The following is a 16,326-nucleotide window of genomic DNA, read 5'->3' on the forward strand; positions in this document are numbered from 1 at the left end:
GTAACCAATAAAAAAACTTAGGAATGACCTGTGTCGTGGATCAAAAGGTATTAGCTATAGTCTTGGTATCGATGGTTTGTCATTATTATTAATTGTCTTGAGCATCTTCACTAATTTGGTGGTGATTCTTGCTACCTGGGACAGTATTACTAATCGAGTTTCACAATACTTAGCTGCTTTTTTAATTATGCAGGGATTATTGGTTGGCGTGTTTTCCGCTTTAGATGCAATCCTCTTTTACATCTTCTGGGAAGCAACTTTAATTCCTATGTATCTGATCATTGGTATTTGGGGATCTGACAATCGTGTTTACGCGGCGATTAAATTCTTCTTATATACCTTTTTGGGTTCAGTTTTAATGCTGGCTAGTTTTCTGTATATAGGCTACATCGCGGGTACATTTAATATAGAAGCCTTGTATGCGATAAAACTGAACATGACCGCACAAACATTGATCTTCATTGCCTTTTTCCTTGGTTTTGCAATTAAGATTCCAATGTTCCCAGTACATACTTGGTTGCCGGACGCGCATACAGAAGCACCCGCTGGTGGTTCTATTGTTCTGGCGGCTATTTTATTAAAACTTGGTGCGTACGGATTTATTCGGTTCTCTTTACCTATCGTTCCAGATGCCTGCAGTAAATATGCTGGCGTAATGATTGCCTTATCATTAGTCGCTGTTGTTTATATTGCCTTGGTAGCAATTATCCAAAAGGATATGAAACGTTTAATTGCTTATTCATCCATTTCGCATATGGGCTTTGTTACTTTAGGCTGTTTTGCCATCTTTGCTATTGCGAAACAAACGGGCTTAAGTAATGCGGGTTTAATTTTAGAAGGCGCTATCGTAGTGATGATTTCACATGCCTTTGTCTCCAGCGCAATGTTTGCCGGCGTAGGATTTATCTATGATCGTATGCATACACGTCGTCTTGTTGATTTTGGCGGGATTGTCAATACGATGCCCATCTTTGCTTCTTTCTTTATGTTGTTTTGTATGGCCAATGCAGGATTACCAGGCACTTCCGGTTTTGTTGGTGAATTCATGGTAATTGTTGGTTCAATAAAGGCGGGTTTTTGGATAACGTTCTGGGCAGCCAGCACGCTAATTACTGCTGCAGCATATAATCTTTGGATGTATAAGCGCGTTATTTTCGGCAAAGTTGCCAATGATAAAATTGCCGCATTGAAAGATCTGTCTAGTTTTGAACTAAGTGCTTATGTTCTACTTGCGTTGATGGTTATTGCCATGGGGGTTTATCCTAAACCTTTGCTAGAGTACATACATCAAACGGTAAGCCATACTCTGGCATTAGCCAGCCAAACAAAATTGTAATATAGCAAGGTTAATCAATATGATCGCATTATTTGAAAATATCCATGTAGCGCTACCAGAGATGGTTATATTGGCCACGGCGAGCCTTGCATTGCTTGCTGACTTATTTTTACGTCATCGCTATAAGTCTATAGCATTTGTTATCTCGTGTGTTGGTTTGATTTTAGCCGCATGTATTAGTTTCCTGTATTTAGGTATGTATAAAGTTATTACATTAAATGGACTGTTTATCAGTGATGATATGGCCCAGCTAATGAAGTTTTTTATTTACCTAACTGTGTTACTTAGCTTTATCTATTCTCGTCATTACATCGATGAGCGACAGATGCCTTCCGGTGATTATTATGTCTTAGGTCTTTTTTCTACGCTAGGGATGATGATTCTGGTTTCCGCTCATTCTTTACTCACGATTTTTCTCGGTTTGGAGTTAATGTCCTTGCCCTTGTATGCCATGACGGCAATTCGGCGCACAGACAGTGATGCTTCAGAAGCTGCAATGAAATATTTTGTGATGGGATCTATTGCGTCAGCGATGCTATTGTATGGAATTTCACTGATTTACGGGGCTACTGGAAAATTAGATCTATTAGATGTTGCGAGCTCAATTGCCGCAAATTGGCAGCAGGAAAGTGCATTATTATCATTTGCCTTGGTATTTATTATGGCTGGTGTGTGCTTTAAATTGGCTGCGGTGCCATTTCATATGTGGGCGCCGGACGTCTATCAAGGAGCACCAACCTCAGTAACCCTATTTATCAGTGCTGCTCCTAAAGTTGCCGCATTAGGTATGGCATTTAGATTCTTGACTATTAGTTTTGTTGATATTACAGCACAATGGCAACAGATCCTTTTAGTAATTACTTTGCTGTCAACGGGGTTAGGCAATTTATTTGCGGTAGTACAAACGAGTATTAAACGGTTATTATCTTATTCTGCAATATCACATATTGGCTACGCTTTATTTGGTGTTCTGGCTGCGAGTGCTGCCGGTTATTCAGCGGCACTATACTATATTTTAGTCTATGCAATAACTTCAGCAGCAGCATTTGGTCTCATTGTATTAATGTCTAGCCATGGCATGGAAATCGATAATATTGATGATTTAAAAGGACTTAACAAAAGAAATCCATGGCTAGCCTTTTTGATGTTAATCATTATGTTTTCTATGGCTGGAGTTCCACCAACGGTTGGTTTCTTTGCTAAACTACTGGTACTAAAAGCCTTAGTCGATGTGCATATGACTTGGGTTGCGATAGTAGGTTTAGTGTTTACTGTAATTGGTGCCTACTATTACTTACGCATCGTTAAGTTGATGTATTTTGACAAACCAATACATGAAGAACCAGTTATGATTAGCAAGGGCAATACCTTAGTATTATCTTTAAATTGTCTTTCATTGCTGTATTTAGGTATCTTCCCAAGTGCGCTAATTGTTAGCTGTATTAATGCATTTACAAATTAACTTAGAAACTTTAGTGAAAATGCTTGCTAATCACGGTGAGTATGAGTATACTTCATTTCAGTTGACGCGGGGTGGAGCAGCATGGTAGCTCGTCGGGCTCATAACCCGAAGGTCGTAGGTTCAAATCCTGCCCCCGCTACCACTTTTTGGAACCCCATCTATGGGGTTTTTTATTACCTAGAAAAACTTTAAAATTCTGTGCAGCAGTGACTCGCATTGATTCAACTGTTTTGGCTAGGGTTACGTTTAATTTAGGGTACTTTGCGAATCCAGGTTAGTAGTTAGCAGACTTGGGCGTATGCGCCCTTTTTTTGTTTGTTAAGACTATGATTCAAGATGAACTGGAACAATTATTAGCTCCTACTATCAATGATATGGGATATGAACTTTGGGGATGCGAATATCTTTCTCAAGGCAAGCATTCTTTGCTGCGCATATACATAGACAAAGCAGATGGAATTGGCATTGAAGACTGTCAGGACGTAAGTCACCAAGTTAGTGCCTTACTGGATGTGGAAGATCCAATCCCTGGTAATTATAGTTTAGAGGTATCATCACCTGGTATCCCCAGACCCTTATTTTATAGTTGGCAATATCAACGTTATATAGGACAGTCTGTCCAGATTAAAACGTTTAAGCCAGTTAATAATAAGCGCAAATTGCTAGGTACCATAGTCTCGGCATCTGAGAATTCTGTAGTACTAAATATAAATGGCGAAGATCATGAACTACTTTTTTCAAATATTGTGAAAGCATATTTGACAGTATAGAGAGGCGAACAATGAGCAAAGAATTGTTATTAGTTGCTGAGGCGTTATCAAAAATTTCAAAACCCCTTTCGGTTCCAACCGAAAGAGGCGTAAGTAAAGAAGTTATTATACTTGCCATTCAGGCCGCATTGGAGTCTGCTACTCGCAAGATCTTTGGACTAGAGATAGGCGTTCGCATTAAATTAGATCCCCGCACGGGTGAGTATGAAACATTTAGATTCTGGGATGTCGTTGCTGATGAGGATGACGTAGAATTTCCAGAACATCAATTAACTTTGGCACAAGCTAAAGAGCGCAATCCAGCAATAACAGTTGGAGAGCGTATTGAAGAATCTATTCCGTCAATTGAATTTGGTCGTATTGAGGCGCAAGCTGCGCGTCAGGTGATCATGCAAAAGGTCAGAGAAGCTGAGCGCGATTTAGTTATTGAGCAATTTAGAAGTAAGTTAGGACAATTGATTTACGGATCCGTTAAAAAGGTTACGCGTGATAATATAATCATTGATTTAGGTGGCAAAGCAGAAGCATTCTTGCCACGTACTGAAATGTTACCTCATGAAATGTTTCGTCCAAATGATCGAGTCAGAGCGTACTTATACGAAATAATACCGCAAGCACGAGGCCCTCAGCTATTTGTTAGCCGTACTCGCAATGAAATGCTTATTGAATTATTCCGCATTGAGGTGCCTGAAATTGGCGAAAATGTGATTGATGTTAAAGCTGCTGCCCGTGAGCCTGGAAACAGAGCTAAAATCGCGGTTAAGACGAATGATGGTCGAATTGATCCAGTCGGTGCTTGTGTGGGTATGCGTGGTGCACGCGTGCAAGCAGTATCAAGCGAGCTTGGTGGCGAGCGTGTCGATATCATTCTGTGGGATGATAACCCGGCACAATTGGTAATTAATGCCATGGCCCCTGCCGATATTACTTCAATTGTTGTCGATGAAGATACCCATACCATGGACTTAGCTGTTGAAAAAGACCAATTATCACAAGCTATTGGGCGAAATGGCCAAAACGTACGCTTAGCCAGCCAGTTAACCGGTTGGACATTAAATGTAATGACTACGGATGAGTTTGAGAATAAGAACCAGGAAGAGTCCAGCAAAATTGTTAAATTATTTACTTCAGCACTGGAAATAGATGAAGAAATTGCTACATTACTAGTAGCACATGGTTTCTCGTCGCTTGAAGAAGTAGCTTATGTACCTAAAGAAGAGTTATTGGCTATTGAAGAATTTGACGATGAAATTGTTGAAGAATTAAGAAATAGAGCCAATGATAATTTACTTACCATGGCTCTGACTTCTGGTAAAGGATTAGCTGGTGCACCTGATGAATCTTTATTAGCTATGGATGGTATGACAGAAGAATTGGCGAATAAATTAGCCGAAAAAGGGATTACATCTATGGAAGATTTAGCGGAACAATCCGTAGATGAGTTATTGGAAATTGACGGTATGTCCGAAGAAAAAGCTGGCGCTTTAATTATGAAAGCCAGAGAGCCATGGTTTTTATAAAACCATGGATACATAAATCTATAACGTGTTTCAGAACGCAGTTATGTTCATTCGTAATGAATATATCATAGGCTGCTGAAAGGGGATTAAAATATGGCGGATGTGACGGTTAAACAATTAGCACAAGTCGTTGGTATTTCGGTTGAACGCTTATTGAACCAGTTACAGGAAGCAGGATTATCTTTTACTGATGATCAACAGACTGTGAATGAAGAGCAAAAGCGTATCTTACTTAATCATTTAAAAGGTAGTTCCGTGCATGCAGCACATGCTACTGAACGCATAACTTTGCAGCGTAAAAGCGTATCGCAAGTAAAAGTTGGTCATGATGCGCATAGTGGCAAAACGCTTACTGTTAATGTTGAAGTACGTAAGAAAAAAGTTTTTGAAAAACGCAGTAATCTTATTGAGCAACCAGAAGTAGATGAGGCCGTTATTCCTATGGATACTGCTGTCACTGAAGAACAAACTCCTGTTGAATTAACTACTGAGAATCCTGTAGTAGAAATACCTGAGTCTATTGTTGCTGATGTTGTGCAAGACGTTGAAATGACCGATGTTCCTGATGTTGTCGGGACGACAACGGACGTGATTGCTGAGTTGACTAGTGTAGAAGATGCAGTAAAACCTGCAGAAGCTACCGCAGCAACATCCACTAAAGAAGAAATTAAGGTTGAGAAACCTATTAAAAAGAAACATCCAGAAGCGGCGAGTCCTGAAGCTGAATCAGCAGAATTCAAAAAAGCAAAGAAAAAATCTAAGTACCAATCTAATTATGAACGTGAAGAGGACGACCAAGACGCGCATAGACGTGGTGGCCGTAGTAAATTTAAGAAGCGGAAAGGCTCAGAAAAATCCGATAAATATCGTGAAGCAGAAGAAAGCTTAACGCACGGGTTTGCGTTACCAACAACGCCTGTAGTCCGTGACGTATTGATTCCTGAAACAATTACAGTTGCTGAGTTAGCAAAACGTATGTCAGTTAAAGTGGCCGAAGTTATTAAAGTTATGATGACTATGGGGGCGATGGCAACGATTAATCAGGTAATCGATCAAGAAACTGCGGTTATTGTTGTTGAGGAAATGGGACATAAGGCGCGCGTTATTAAAGAAGACGCTATTGAAGTTGGCTTAGGTGAGGCAATTTCTAAAGGCAGTAACACTGAGTCTCGTGCACCTGTAGTGACTATTATGGGACACGTTGACCATGGTAAAACATCATTGTTGGATTATATTCGCCGCACTAAAGTTGCTTCAGGAGAGGCTGGTGGTATTACACAACACATTGGTGCGTACCACGTAAGTACACCTAAAGGTGACATTACATTCCTTGATACACCGGGGCACGCCGCATTTACTGCAATGCGTGCACGTGGAGCCCAGGTTACTGATATTGTTATTTTGATTGTTGCCGCAGATGATGGCGTTAAGCCACAAACAATTGAAGCGATCCAACATGCCAAAGCGGCCCGTGTGCCTATTATTGTGGCGATTAACAAAGTGGATAAGCCGGATGCCGATCCTGAACGTGTTATGAACGAATTGACCGTTTATGATGTAATTCCGGAAGCCTGGGGCGGCGACACGATGTTTATTAATATTTCTGCAAAATCGGGTGTAGGTATTGACGATCTGCTTGATGCTATCTTATTGCAATCAGAAGTATTAGAATTAACGGCATTAACTGACGGTGCTGCGAAAGGAGTGGTTATTGAATCACGTCTGGATAAAGGCCGCGGTCCTGTTGCAACCGTATTAGTGCAAAGCGGAACGCTACATAAGGGTGATATTATTTTAGCAGGATTCCAGTACGGCCGTGTACGCGCCCTGGTTGGTGATAATGGCGACATGGTTGAGAGTGCCGGTCCGTCGATTCCTGTGGAGGTTCTTGGTTTATCAGCAATTCCTCATGCTGGGGATGAAGCAGTTGTTGTGCCTGATGAGAAAAAAGCACGTGAAGTCGCTTTATTCCGTCAGGGTAAGTTCCGTGATGTGAAGTTGGCTAGACGCCAAAAGTCTTCTTTAGAAGGCATCATGGAAAATATGACTGCTGCTGAGTCGAAAGTATTGAACATCGTGCTTAAAGCTGACGTACAAGGTTCTGTTGAGGCGATTTCAGATGCCTTAGTCAAACTCTCTAATGAGGAAGTTAAGGTTGTGGTGATCTCCAGCGGCGTTGGTGGCATTACTGAATCTGATGTTCACTTAGCAATTGCTTCCAGCGCTGTTTTAATTGGTTTTAACGTCAGAGCAGATGCCAGTGCGAAGCGTTTAGCGGAGCAAGAGTCTGTGGCTCTTCATTATTTCAGCGTAATTTATGACATTGTGGATCAAATCAAGGGCGCCTTAACCGGAATGCTTGCACCACAATTTAAAGAAGAAATCGTTGGTATTGCTGAGGTTCGTGATGTATTCAAGTCACCAAAAATTGGTGCGATTGCGGGGTGTATGGTCGTTGAAGGGGTTATTAAGCGTAATAATCCAATTCGTGTACTGCGTTCGCATGTGGTGATTTATGAAGGAACTTTAGAGTCTTTACGACGATTTAAAGATGACGTGGTTGAGGTTCGCCAAGGTTTTGAATGCGGTATTGGGGTGAAAAACTACAATGACGTGAAACCCGGTGATTTAATCGAAGTATATGAAACTGTTGAAATAAAGCGTGATTTATAAATATGGGGCAAAATTTTAAACGTACAGATAGAATCGCTGAAATGATTCAGCGAAAGTTAGCTCAGATCATTCCTCAGGAAGTAAAAGATCCTCGCTTAAATGGCTTTGTAACTATATCTGCAGTGAAAGTTGCTGCAGATTTAGGTCATGCAAAAATATACTTTACCGTGCTTAACGCGGATAAAAAATTGGCTGCAACTATTTTAAATGCGGCAGCCAGTTATTTACGCAGTGCTTTAGCACGTAGTATTACTTTGCGTACCGTGCCGCAACTTCATTTTATTTATGATGAATCAATTGAATATGGCCAGCGTTTAAGCCGTTTAATTGATGATGTTAATTCGCCATCCACTGATGATAATGAAGAACTCTGAGTTGCCCTTAGTAATAAATGGAATTTTATTGCTCAATAAATCTGAAGGCATGACGTCCAATAAGGCGCTTCAGAAAACCAAGAACTTGCTTGGCGCAAAAAAGGCAGGTCATACCGGTAGTTTAGATCCTTTAGCTACCGGCATGCTGCCTCTTTGTTTTGGTGAAGCAACCAAAATTTGCCAGTTCCTGCTTGACGCAGATAAGTGTTATGAAACAACAGGAATGTTGGGGATTAAAACAAATACTGCAGATTCAACTGGTGACGTAATTGCGTATGCTGAAGCCTTTAGTGTTTCTCAATCCCGTTTAGTTGAGGTATTAGCTAATTATAAAGGGCATATAAAACAAACTCCCTCCATGTTTTCCGCATTAAAATACAAGGGCATGCCGCTGTATCGCTTAGCGCGCGAGGGTATTGAAGTGGAGCGCAAGGCGCGAGAAATTTTTATTCGTGATTTGCAGTTAAATGCGTTTGATGGAGCACAGCTTTCATTGACTGTAGCGTGCAGTAAGGGAACGTATATCCGCAATTTAATTGAAGATATTGGTGATGAGTTGGGTGTTGGTGCCCATGTTACGCGTTTGCATCGTCTTTATACATCTGGATTAGATGACCTGCCGATGTATACCTTTGATGAGTTGGAACGTATGTCTTTGGCAGAGCGCATTGCTTGTCTCATACCCATGGATAGAGCTGTTGATTATTTGCCGCAAGTGGTTCTTGTCGATGATGAAATTTTAACTATCCGTCAGGGTAGGGTTGTTTGTAAGAAATTAGATGTAGATGGGGTAAATTGTGTTCGTCTTTACGATGAACGTGTACAATTTATTGGGTTAGGTGAGTTTAATGCTAATGGTGATTTAAGGGCGAAGAGGTTGTTGGCTTTTTAATCTGGCTTAAATATGAAATATTTTGCACAAATTAATTTACAGCACTTGTTTCGTTTGGTATGCCTTGGTAGAATGTTCGCCTTTAAATGAATACTTAGTAGTTCCAGGAGTGTATAATGTCGCTAAATAGCGCGGATAAAGCAGCAATCGTTAATGAATTTAAGCGTGCCGATAAAGATACTGGCTCGCCTGAAGTTCAAGTTTCTTTAATTACTGGTCGCATCAAGTACTTGACTGAACACTTTAAAGAACACAAAAAAGATTTTCATTCTCGTCGTGGTTTACAAGAGTTAGTAAACAAGCGTCGTAAACTTTTAAAATATTTGAAAAGCAATGATCACGCTCGTTATCAAACATTGATTCAAAAATTAGAATTGAGAGATTCTTATTGATTGTTGAATTAAGACACCTTGCTAAAGGTGCATTGATATAGACAGTTAGTTAAATAAAGGCGCACTACTCTGCGCCTTTTTTTCGTTATAATTATTAAAAGAGGAATATCTCGTGGCTAAAATTACAAAAGAAATAGCATTCGGTGACCATACCCTAGTATTAGAAACCGGCGAAATTGCACGCCAAGCTGATGGTGCCGTGTTAGCTAGTATGAATGGCACTCAGGTATTAGTCACTGTAGTTGGTAAAAAGGAAGGCGGTGAAGGGAATGATTTTTTCCCACTCACAGTAAATTACCAAGAAAAATTTTATGCAGTAGGAAAAATCCCCGGTGGATTCAATAAGCGTGAAGGCAGACCAAGTGAGAATGAAACATTAATTTCACGTTTGATCGACCGCCCAATTCGCCCCTTATTCCCAGATAACTTTACCAATGAAGTACAGATCATTGCTACGGTTCTTTCTTTAAATCCAGAAATTTCTTCAGACATCATTGCCATGATTGGCGCTTCTGCAGCGTTGGCAATTTCTGGTGTGCCATTTAATGGCCCGATTGGCGCTGCTCGTGTTGGTTATAAGGACGGCGTTTATTTATTAAATCCAAGTCGTAAAGCTTTAGAAGAGTCTAAGCTCGATTTAGTCGTTGCTGGAACTAAAGACGCAATTTTAATGGTTGAATCTGAAGCGAAAGAATTAAGCGAAGATGTAATGCGTGGCGCAATTATGTTTGGTCATGAAATGATGAAAAGCGTCATTAAAGCAATTGAGGAATTAGCCGGAGAAGCCGGTAAAGCACGTTGGGATTGGGCTGCTCCTGCCGTGGATGAAAATTTACAAGTACGAATTGCTGATATAGCCAAGCACGATGTTGAAGCGGCCTATCTTATTAAAGATAAACAAGAGCGTTATCAACGTTTAGGTGTATTAAAGGAACAAACTATTGCAGCCTTGCTAGCTGAAAATGAAGAATTAAAAGCAGATGTTATTGGTAATATGTTCGGTGACTTAGAGCGAGCTACCGTGCGTACCCGTATTTTAGATGGCGAACCACGTATTGATGGTCGTGATCATAAAACAGTTCGTCCAATCGCTGTTCGTACCAAATTATTAGAAAGAACACATGGTTCTTGCCTGTTCACACGTGGTGAGACCCAAGCTATTGTGGTTGCTACCTTAGGGAATGAACGTGATGCGCAAATGCTTGATGGCATTAATGTTGAAAGCAAAGATCGCTTCATGCTGCATTACAACTTTCCTCCATACTCTGTTGGTGAAACCGGTATGGTTGGTAGTCCAAAGCGCCGCGAAATTGGTCATGGTCGTTTAGCAAAACGTGCTTTACTTGCCGTATTGCCCGAAGCAAGTGCATTCCCTTATGTATTGCGTGTCGTGTCCGAAATTACTGAATCTAATGGTTCAAGTTCTATGGCTACTGTCTGTGGTACTAGTTTGGCATTGATGGATGCTGGTGTGCCTTTAAAAGCGCCTGTTGCTGGTGTTGCTATGGGCTTAATTAAAGAAGGTGATCGCTTCGCTGTATTGACCGATATCTTAGGTGATGAAGATCATTTAGGTGATATGGACTTTAAAGTTGCTGGTACGGAGCAGGGAATTACCGCATTACAGATGGATATTAAAATTACGGGAATTACCAGTGAGATTATGGAGCAAGCTCTTGAGCAAGCTTTAGCAGGTCGTATTCATATTCTTGGTATCATGAATAATGCTTTAGCGGAACACCGTGAAGAATTATCACAGCATGCACCCAGAATTACAACAATGAAAGTTGCTGAAGATAAAATTCGTACCATTATTGGTAAAGGTGGAGCAACCATTAAAGGATTGATTGAGAGTACTGGTGTTTCTATCGATATTGATGATACGGGGGTTGTGCAATTATTCTCTCCAGACATGGATGCTTTAGAAGAAGCACAAAAGCAAATTAAGGCATTAATTGCTGAGGTTGAAGTCGGACAAACTTATCAAGGTAAAGTCAGTAAGATTGTTGATTTCGGTGCTTTTATTAATCTGTTACCTGGAAAAGATGGTTTATTGCATATTTCACAAATTTGTAATGACCGCGCACAAAAAGTAGAAGATGTGTTAAAAGAAGGCCAGGAAATTGAGGTATTTGTTGCTGGTGTTGATAAGCAAGGCCGGGTGAAGTTAGAGTGGAAAGATAAGCCACAAACCGAGGTTGCGCCTGTTGCTGCTGAAGAACAATCAGAAGTAGTTCCTGTTGCTACCCATATCGATTCTGAAGAAGAATAATAATCTTCAATCCTCTCTTGTGCTGAGAGAGGACATCTTATTTAGCCAAACGAGATTTATTGGCGCTTCCGGGTCAATAAATCCTAACTGTTGATGCTCCTTTACCAGAAAGGAGCATCAAGTTTAGGCTTCTCCATGAGCAATTGTGCGCCAAAGCCAATTTAGTTTCCTATTTGAATGTTTTAATCAGTTGCATAGTCTAAACAGCCCTATCACCGGAACTATCTAAATGCGATAGAGTACCCATTAGTTCTAAAATGCACGCTCCATAACAGCTTTTTTCCTGTGGCTAAATCCTGTTTATTGAAATTAATTTTGGTTGATACTAAATTATCAATCCGTTCATATTTAGTCTAATAGTCAACATAAACATTGAGTGCAGCAGTAGCCAATACACAATAATGTAACCAACGCCGCGGCTCCGTACCATTTATGGACTAAATAACGGTACATCTTATACATTTAAAGTAAATGCAATAAGCACGGTAGGCTCAGGGCCCGTTGTTTATTCAAGTCCCATTACAGCCAACAGACACAATTTGTGCAAGCTGATTAATTGCTATTACAGGTATTTATAGCTCCATGATTTTTTGTATAAATGTCGACCACAATTTGGTCGCTTCGTTTTTTGATATACTAACAGGATTATAAATCAAACTTATACAATCGCCTTTTAAGCTGCTTCTTACCATCAGATTGAGTTTCTCAGGACTGCGATAATTCCACAAAGGCACTTGCTCTGGTTGTTGAATTATATTTTCTATAAGCATGGAGTCATCAGGATAAAGTAAATTCATGTCCTCTACTAATTGATAGTGATTGAAAATAAAATTAGGCTGTTGATATCCTGTTTTTTCCAAATCAATAGTTTTAATTGTGTGTTCATATTTCATGGTTATTTGCAGAATAATGCGTTGAATTTGGTGTAGTTGTTGCAAAAAATTTTCTTGACTATTGATGTTGATAAGTAAAGGAATATTATCGGCGAAATAACCTAATGTTGTTGGGGTGACAAGTTTTGCACGATTTGATTTAACAATGCTGATATATATATCAGGGGTACAATAATGCTCAGAAATGGCTTTACAGAAAAGATATAAATACAAGGTGTAAGACGATATGGCTTGTTCTTTACAAAAAAATCTTATTTTTTTTGTCTGATCTATGGACAGTTTTGTATAATAAAGTTTGCCAAATTCGCTAAATTTATTTTCTTCATTAATCGTCAAAGGCGCAATTGCTTCTTTTAACTGTTGGTAATAATCGCTGTTGTTTTTTAGAGCAGATGGATATGCTTTTTCATCTTCAGAATAGGAGTGAATGTAATTTTGCTCTTCAATTGATATTGGCGATTCCGGAGGTCGGAAATAATTGTTTTCTAGTTTTCTAAGAAATAATTCAGCAGATAAACCATCCATAATTAAATGATGAATTTTTATTAACAGATAATCTGGTTGACCTTCTGTTTTAATCAGGTGAGCATGAATGAGAGGAGGGGATTCAATATTGATGGGTTTCATCAATAAATTGCCAATGGTGTTCAGTATATTTTGCGTATTAATTATTTCAATTTCACAGTGTGCTTCTCTATAAATAACATATTCAAGTTCATCACTATTTTCCTTAAAGGCCGTTCTTAATGCTGGGATAGTATTTATTGAGTATTGGAGTGCTTGTTGTAATTTGCCTAATTCATATCCTGATGCGATTTTACAAAGTAGTGGGATAGCATAAGGGCTTTCATTAGGGCACTTTTTGATTAAAGACAGAAGATTTATTTGTAACGTAGAGGCCTGGCCAGAGGCAATAATAGTTTGTTCTTTACTATGCTCTTGTGAAATAAAATTATCATTGGGAGCGGATATAATCGGTTTTTGTATTAATAGCGATTCTATCTTGTCATACAGAGCGCACGCTTCATGTGATTTTAGTTCTGTATTTAATGCTTCCGATAAACTTTGAATCGTTGGGTGCTGCCATATGAACCATGGTTCAATAGGGTGTTGGATGAGTTTTTCTAAATCATTAATTAATGTAATTTGCTTGATTGAATCCAGACCAGCCTCAGTAAAGGCTAGTTGTGCATCAATGCTTATATCAGAAATGTTTATTTCACAATGAATGACAACCCACTGTATTAGCCATTCTTGAATAGGGTTATTTTTTATAGAGGTGGTTTTCTGTTTAAATTGTATTTGGGGTGTTGATTCACGTGATTTTTTAAGCCTTGCTAATAAATGAAATTTATTAGCAAGGAAGTTCATTTTACATGCAGCACGCTGAATTTTACCGCTACTGGTTTTAGAGATGAAGTGAGGAGGGATGAGTACAATGTCATAGGGTATAATAGAGGCTTCTTCAAAAACTGCTTTTTTTATTGTAGACATAATCTCTGTATAGATTTCCTCGCTAAGGTGTTTTTGAACTTCCGCCATGAGAATACAGACTTCATAACCTTCCACCTTAATGCTGAAAGCCGCGGCACTGTCATTGACTAAAGCAGTATGTGATTCATAGCATGCCTTTTCAATATCTTGCGGATAAATATTGCGACCATTGATGATCATCAAATCTTTCAAACGGCCACAGATAATAAGATGCTGATTAGTAGCAATTGCCCCCACATCACCAGTGCGTAAAAAGGGTCCTTCATTGTCATCACGCGTATAGGCATTAAAAATTTCTTTTGTTTTCTCAGGATCATTGTAATAGCCGGCTGTTACTGAGTTTCCTTGTAACCAAATTTCACCAATTTGCCCCTGAGCTAAAGGCTTTTGGGTTTCCGGATCAACTATCTTTGCGTTGTAGTGTTTGTCAATAATTCCACAACTTACTAATTCAGTTACGTCATCTTTGTTTTCTGGTGCTTCTATGGTACCTTTTTCTAGGGCGGCCGAAGAAAAAGGAACAATTCGAGAATTAGTTTCGTGAAAATGAACCGCCACATTCAATGTTGTTTCGGCCATGCCATAACCCAGTTTCATTGCTCCTGAATTTAGTCCCCAAGGTTTTAAAAACTCTTCAGTACGATGAATTGTTGACGGCTTTATAGGCTCAGCCCCATTAACCAAATGGTGCACATGAGAAAAATCAAGATTAAGGTTTTCTTTTTTTAAAAGTGAATCAATCGCTAAATCATAAGAAAAATTCGGTGCCATAGTATAAGTAGCCTGGTGTTTACTAATACTTTCTAACCAAAATGCCGGATCTTTAAGGAATGTTGTCGGAGCCATAAAGATGGCTGTATTGCCATAATACAAAGGTAGTAGAGTACAACCAATCAATCCCATATCATGAAAAATAGGTAACCATGAGACACAAATCTTAAGAAAATCTGGATTAAGCGAAGTGGCTATTAATTTCAGATTAGCGCTAATATTTCCATGAGTTACCATGACCCCTTTAGGTGAGCCGGTTGAACCTGAGGTGTATTGTAAGAAGGCAATGTCATCAGCTTTGAATGAAGGAATAATGAAGTCTGATTTTTTGTCCCAGACGATTTCATCAATGCAGATAATTTCAGTATTGAACGCAAAATCTAATTTGTTATTTAAACAGTAAGATTTGATGGTGCTATGAGTGAGCATTAAACAAGTATCGGAGTTTTTAATTATTTTGGTTAATCGTTCCATATGCCTTGTTTTGCGAGGAGGGATAGCTGTTACTGCAATGTGATGTGAAAATAAAGTTGCTAAAAAAGAAATAATATAATCGAGCCCTGCATCGAAAATTAGGAGAATAGGTTTATTTTGAGCTGTTTCTTTAATTTTGTTAGCGAGAAAACTGACTTTTTGATAGAGTTCAAGATAGGTTATTTCTTCAATTGAGCGCGCCCAATGCGCTATTTAAATATTTTATAATACGGGTAAGTTGCGTAGTCTAAAATAGCCTTATCACCGGAACTATCTCCGTAGGCATAAATTAAACGTGATTGAGTACCAATTAGTTCTAAAACGCGCTTTAATTTTTCTGCACCATAGCAGCTTTGACCATCTAGATTGCCTGTGGCTAAACCTTGAGTGTTGAAGCAAATTTTGGTCGACACTAAATCATCAAATCCATTCATTTTCGCCCAATAATCAATATAAATATTGAACGCAGCAGTTGCCAATATACAATAATGTCCTTGCTCTTTATGCCATTTTATACGTTTATAAGCGGTATTTTTCACTAACGAAGGAATAATTTGGGTGGAAAATTTTTCACCCTCCTCATATAAAAATTCACGGGATAATCCTTTAAAAAAAGTCTGTGCAATAGACGTATTTAATTGATGGAGGTCGGTGAGATGAATCTGATAGCCGACAAGGTTGGGGAGTTTGGGTAGCAGTTTGAGGAAAAAAGTTGGTCCACTTATGAACTTCAAAAAAGGCGTGGTGGTACTTTTCGTGGTGATGGTGCCATCAAAATCAAACAGAGCAATTGTTTGAAAATCATCGATTTTGTTTTGCATAATAATCCCTAAAGCTACTTTATATATTTTTACACATTCTTTTTTTGTTCAATTATAGAGCATTATTGCCTTTTATTTCGCTATATATTTTTTTTGTGCTCTATAATTAGTTATCTTGAATGGAATTTCTGGTTAGTTTTTCTATTCAAGTAAATTGGTTCTAATCAGCGAGAAGGATATTG

The 16,326-nt window shown here is 39.0% G+C and carries 9 protein-coding genes, 1 tRNA gene and 3 pseudogenes; 11 read left to right on the forward strand and 2 right to left on the reverse strand.

Annotation, left to right across the window (positions count from 1 at the left end; all coding sequences use genetic code 11):
• Positions 1-46 precede the first annotated feature (46 nt).
• The 11 genes and pseudogenes from LDG_RS16835 to pnp all read left to right on the forward strand — a co-directional run.
• A pseudogene (locus tag LDG_RS16835) lies at positions 47-1,336 on the forward strand (complex I subunit 4 family protein); the annotation flags it as partial.
• A gap of 19 nt (positions 1,337-1,355) precedes the next feature.
• Positions 1,356-2,798 carry an NADH-quinone oxidoreductase subunit NuoN gene (gene nuoN, locus LDG_RS16840; RefSeq protein WP_006872659.1) on the forward strand — a complete coding sequence of 481 codons (1,443 nt, stop codon included), beginning with the start codon at positions 1,356-1,358 and terminating at the stop codon, positions 2,796-2,798.
• Between the two features lie 65 nt (positions 2,799-2,863).
• Positions 2,864-2,940, forward strand: a tRNA-Met gene (locus LDG_RS16845).
• A gap of 184 nt (positions 2,941-3,124) precedes the next feature.
• Positions 3,125-3,568, forward strand: coding sequence for a ribosome maturation factor RimP (rimP, locus tag LDG_RS16850; RefSeq protein WP_006872660.1), 444 nt, complete (start codon positions 3,125-3,127; stop codon positions 3,566-3,568).
• A gap of 11 nt (positions 3,569-3,579) precedes the next feature.
• Positions 3,580-5,088 (forward strand): transcription termination factor NusA, encoded by a 1,509-nt coding sequence (gene nusA, locus LDG_RS16855; protein ID WP_006872661.1) that lies wholly within the window; start codon positions 3,580-3,582, stop codon positions 5,086-5,088.
• 93 nt (positions 5,089-5,181) lie between these two features.
• A pseudogene (locus LDG_RS20770) lies at positions 5,182-5,529 on the forward strand (translation initiation factor IF-2 associated domain-containing protein); the annotation flags it as partial.
• Positions 5,530-5,739: 210 nt separating this feature from the next.
• A pseudogene (gene infB / locus LDG_RS16860) lies at positions 5,740-7,761 on the forward strand (translation initiation factor IF-2); the annotation flags it as partial.
• A 2-nt stretch (positions 7,762-7,763) separates the two neighbouring features.
• Positions 7,764-8,135, forward strand: coding sequence for a 30S ribosome-binding factor RbfA (rbfA, locus tag LDG_RS16865; protein ID WP_006872663.1), 372 nt, complete (start codon positions 7,764-7,766; stop codon positions 8,133-8,135).
• Positions 8,122-9,027 carry a tRNA pseudouridine(55) synthase TruB gene (gene truB, locus LDG_RS16870; protein ID WP_040536391.1) on the forward strand — a complete coding sequence of 302 codons (906 nt, stop codon included), beginning with the start codon at positions 8,122-8,124 and terminating at the stop codon, positions 9,025-9,027. The genes rbfA and truB overlap by 14 nt, the downstream gene beginning before the upstream one ends.
• A 116-nt stretch (positions 9,028-9,143) precedes the next feature.
• Complete coding sequence (gene rpsO / locus LDG_RS16875; RefSeq protein ID WP_006872665.1) at positions 9,144-9,419, forward strand: 30S ribosomal protein S15; 276 nt, start codon at positions 9,144-9,146, stop codon at positions 9,417-9,419.
• 112 nt (positions 9,420-9,531) lie between these two features.
• On the forward strand, positions 9,532-11,691 hold the full coding sequence (gene pnp / locus LDG_RS16880; protein ID WP_006872666.1) for a polyribonucleotide nucleotidyltransferase: 2,160 nt from the start codon (positions 9,532-9,534) through the stop codon (positions 11,689-11,691).
• A 572-nt stretch (positions 11,692-12,263) separates the two neighbouring features.
• On the opposite strand, the gene LDG_RS16885 is transcribed toward pnp, so the two are convergent.
• Positions 12,264-15,536, reverse strand: a complete 3,273-nt coding sequence (locus LDG_RS16885; RefSeq protein WP_324602970.1) for an AMP-binding protein — start codon at positions 15,534-15,536, stop codon at positions 12,264-12,266.
• Positions 15,533-16,144: an HAD-IB family hydrolase gene (locus LDG_RS16890; RefSeq protein ID WP_006872668.1), complete on the reverse strand. Its 612-nt coding sequence runs from the start codon at positions 16,142-16,144 to the stop codon at positions 15,533-15,535. The genes LDG_RS16885 and LDG_RS16890 overlap by 4 nt, the downstream gene beginning before the upstream one ends.
• Positions 16,145-16,326 lie beyond the last annotated feature (182 nt).

The organism is Legionella drancourtii LLAP12, assembly GCF_000162755.2.
Taxonomy (GTDB): Bacteria; Pseudomonadota; Gammaproteobacteria; order Legionellales; family Legionellaceae; genus Legionella; species Legionella drancourtii.

Excerpts from the sequence above, each read along its gene's own strand:
- nuoN (WP_006872659.1), top strand. The coding sequence starts at position 1,356 with ATGATCGCATTATTTGAAAATATCCATGTAGCGCTACCAGAGATGGTT.
- rimP (WP_006872660.1), top strand. The coding sequence starts at position 3,125 with ATGATTCAAGATGAACTGGAACAATTATTAGCTCCTACTATCAATGAT.
- nusA (WP_006872661.1), top strand. The coding sequence starts at position 3,580 with ATGAGCAAAGAATTGTTATTAGTTGCTGAGGCGTTATCAAAAATTTCA.
- rbfA (WP_006872663.1), top strand. The coding sequence starts at position 7,764 with ATGGGGCAAAATTTTAAACGTACAGATAGAATCGCTGAAATGATTCAG.
- truB (WP_040536391.1), top strand. The coding sequence starts at position 8,122 with ATGAAGAACTCTGAGTTGCCCTTAGTAATAAATGGAATTTTATTGCTC.
- rpsO (WP_006872665.1), top strand. The coding sequence starts at position 9,144 with ATGTCGCTAAATAGCGCGGATAAAGCAGCAATCGTTAATGAATTTAAG.
- LDG_RS16890 (WP_006872668.1), bottom strand. The coding sequence starts at position 16,144 with ATGCAAAACAAAATCGATGATTTTCAAACAATTGCTCTGTTTGATTTT.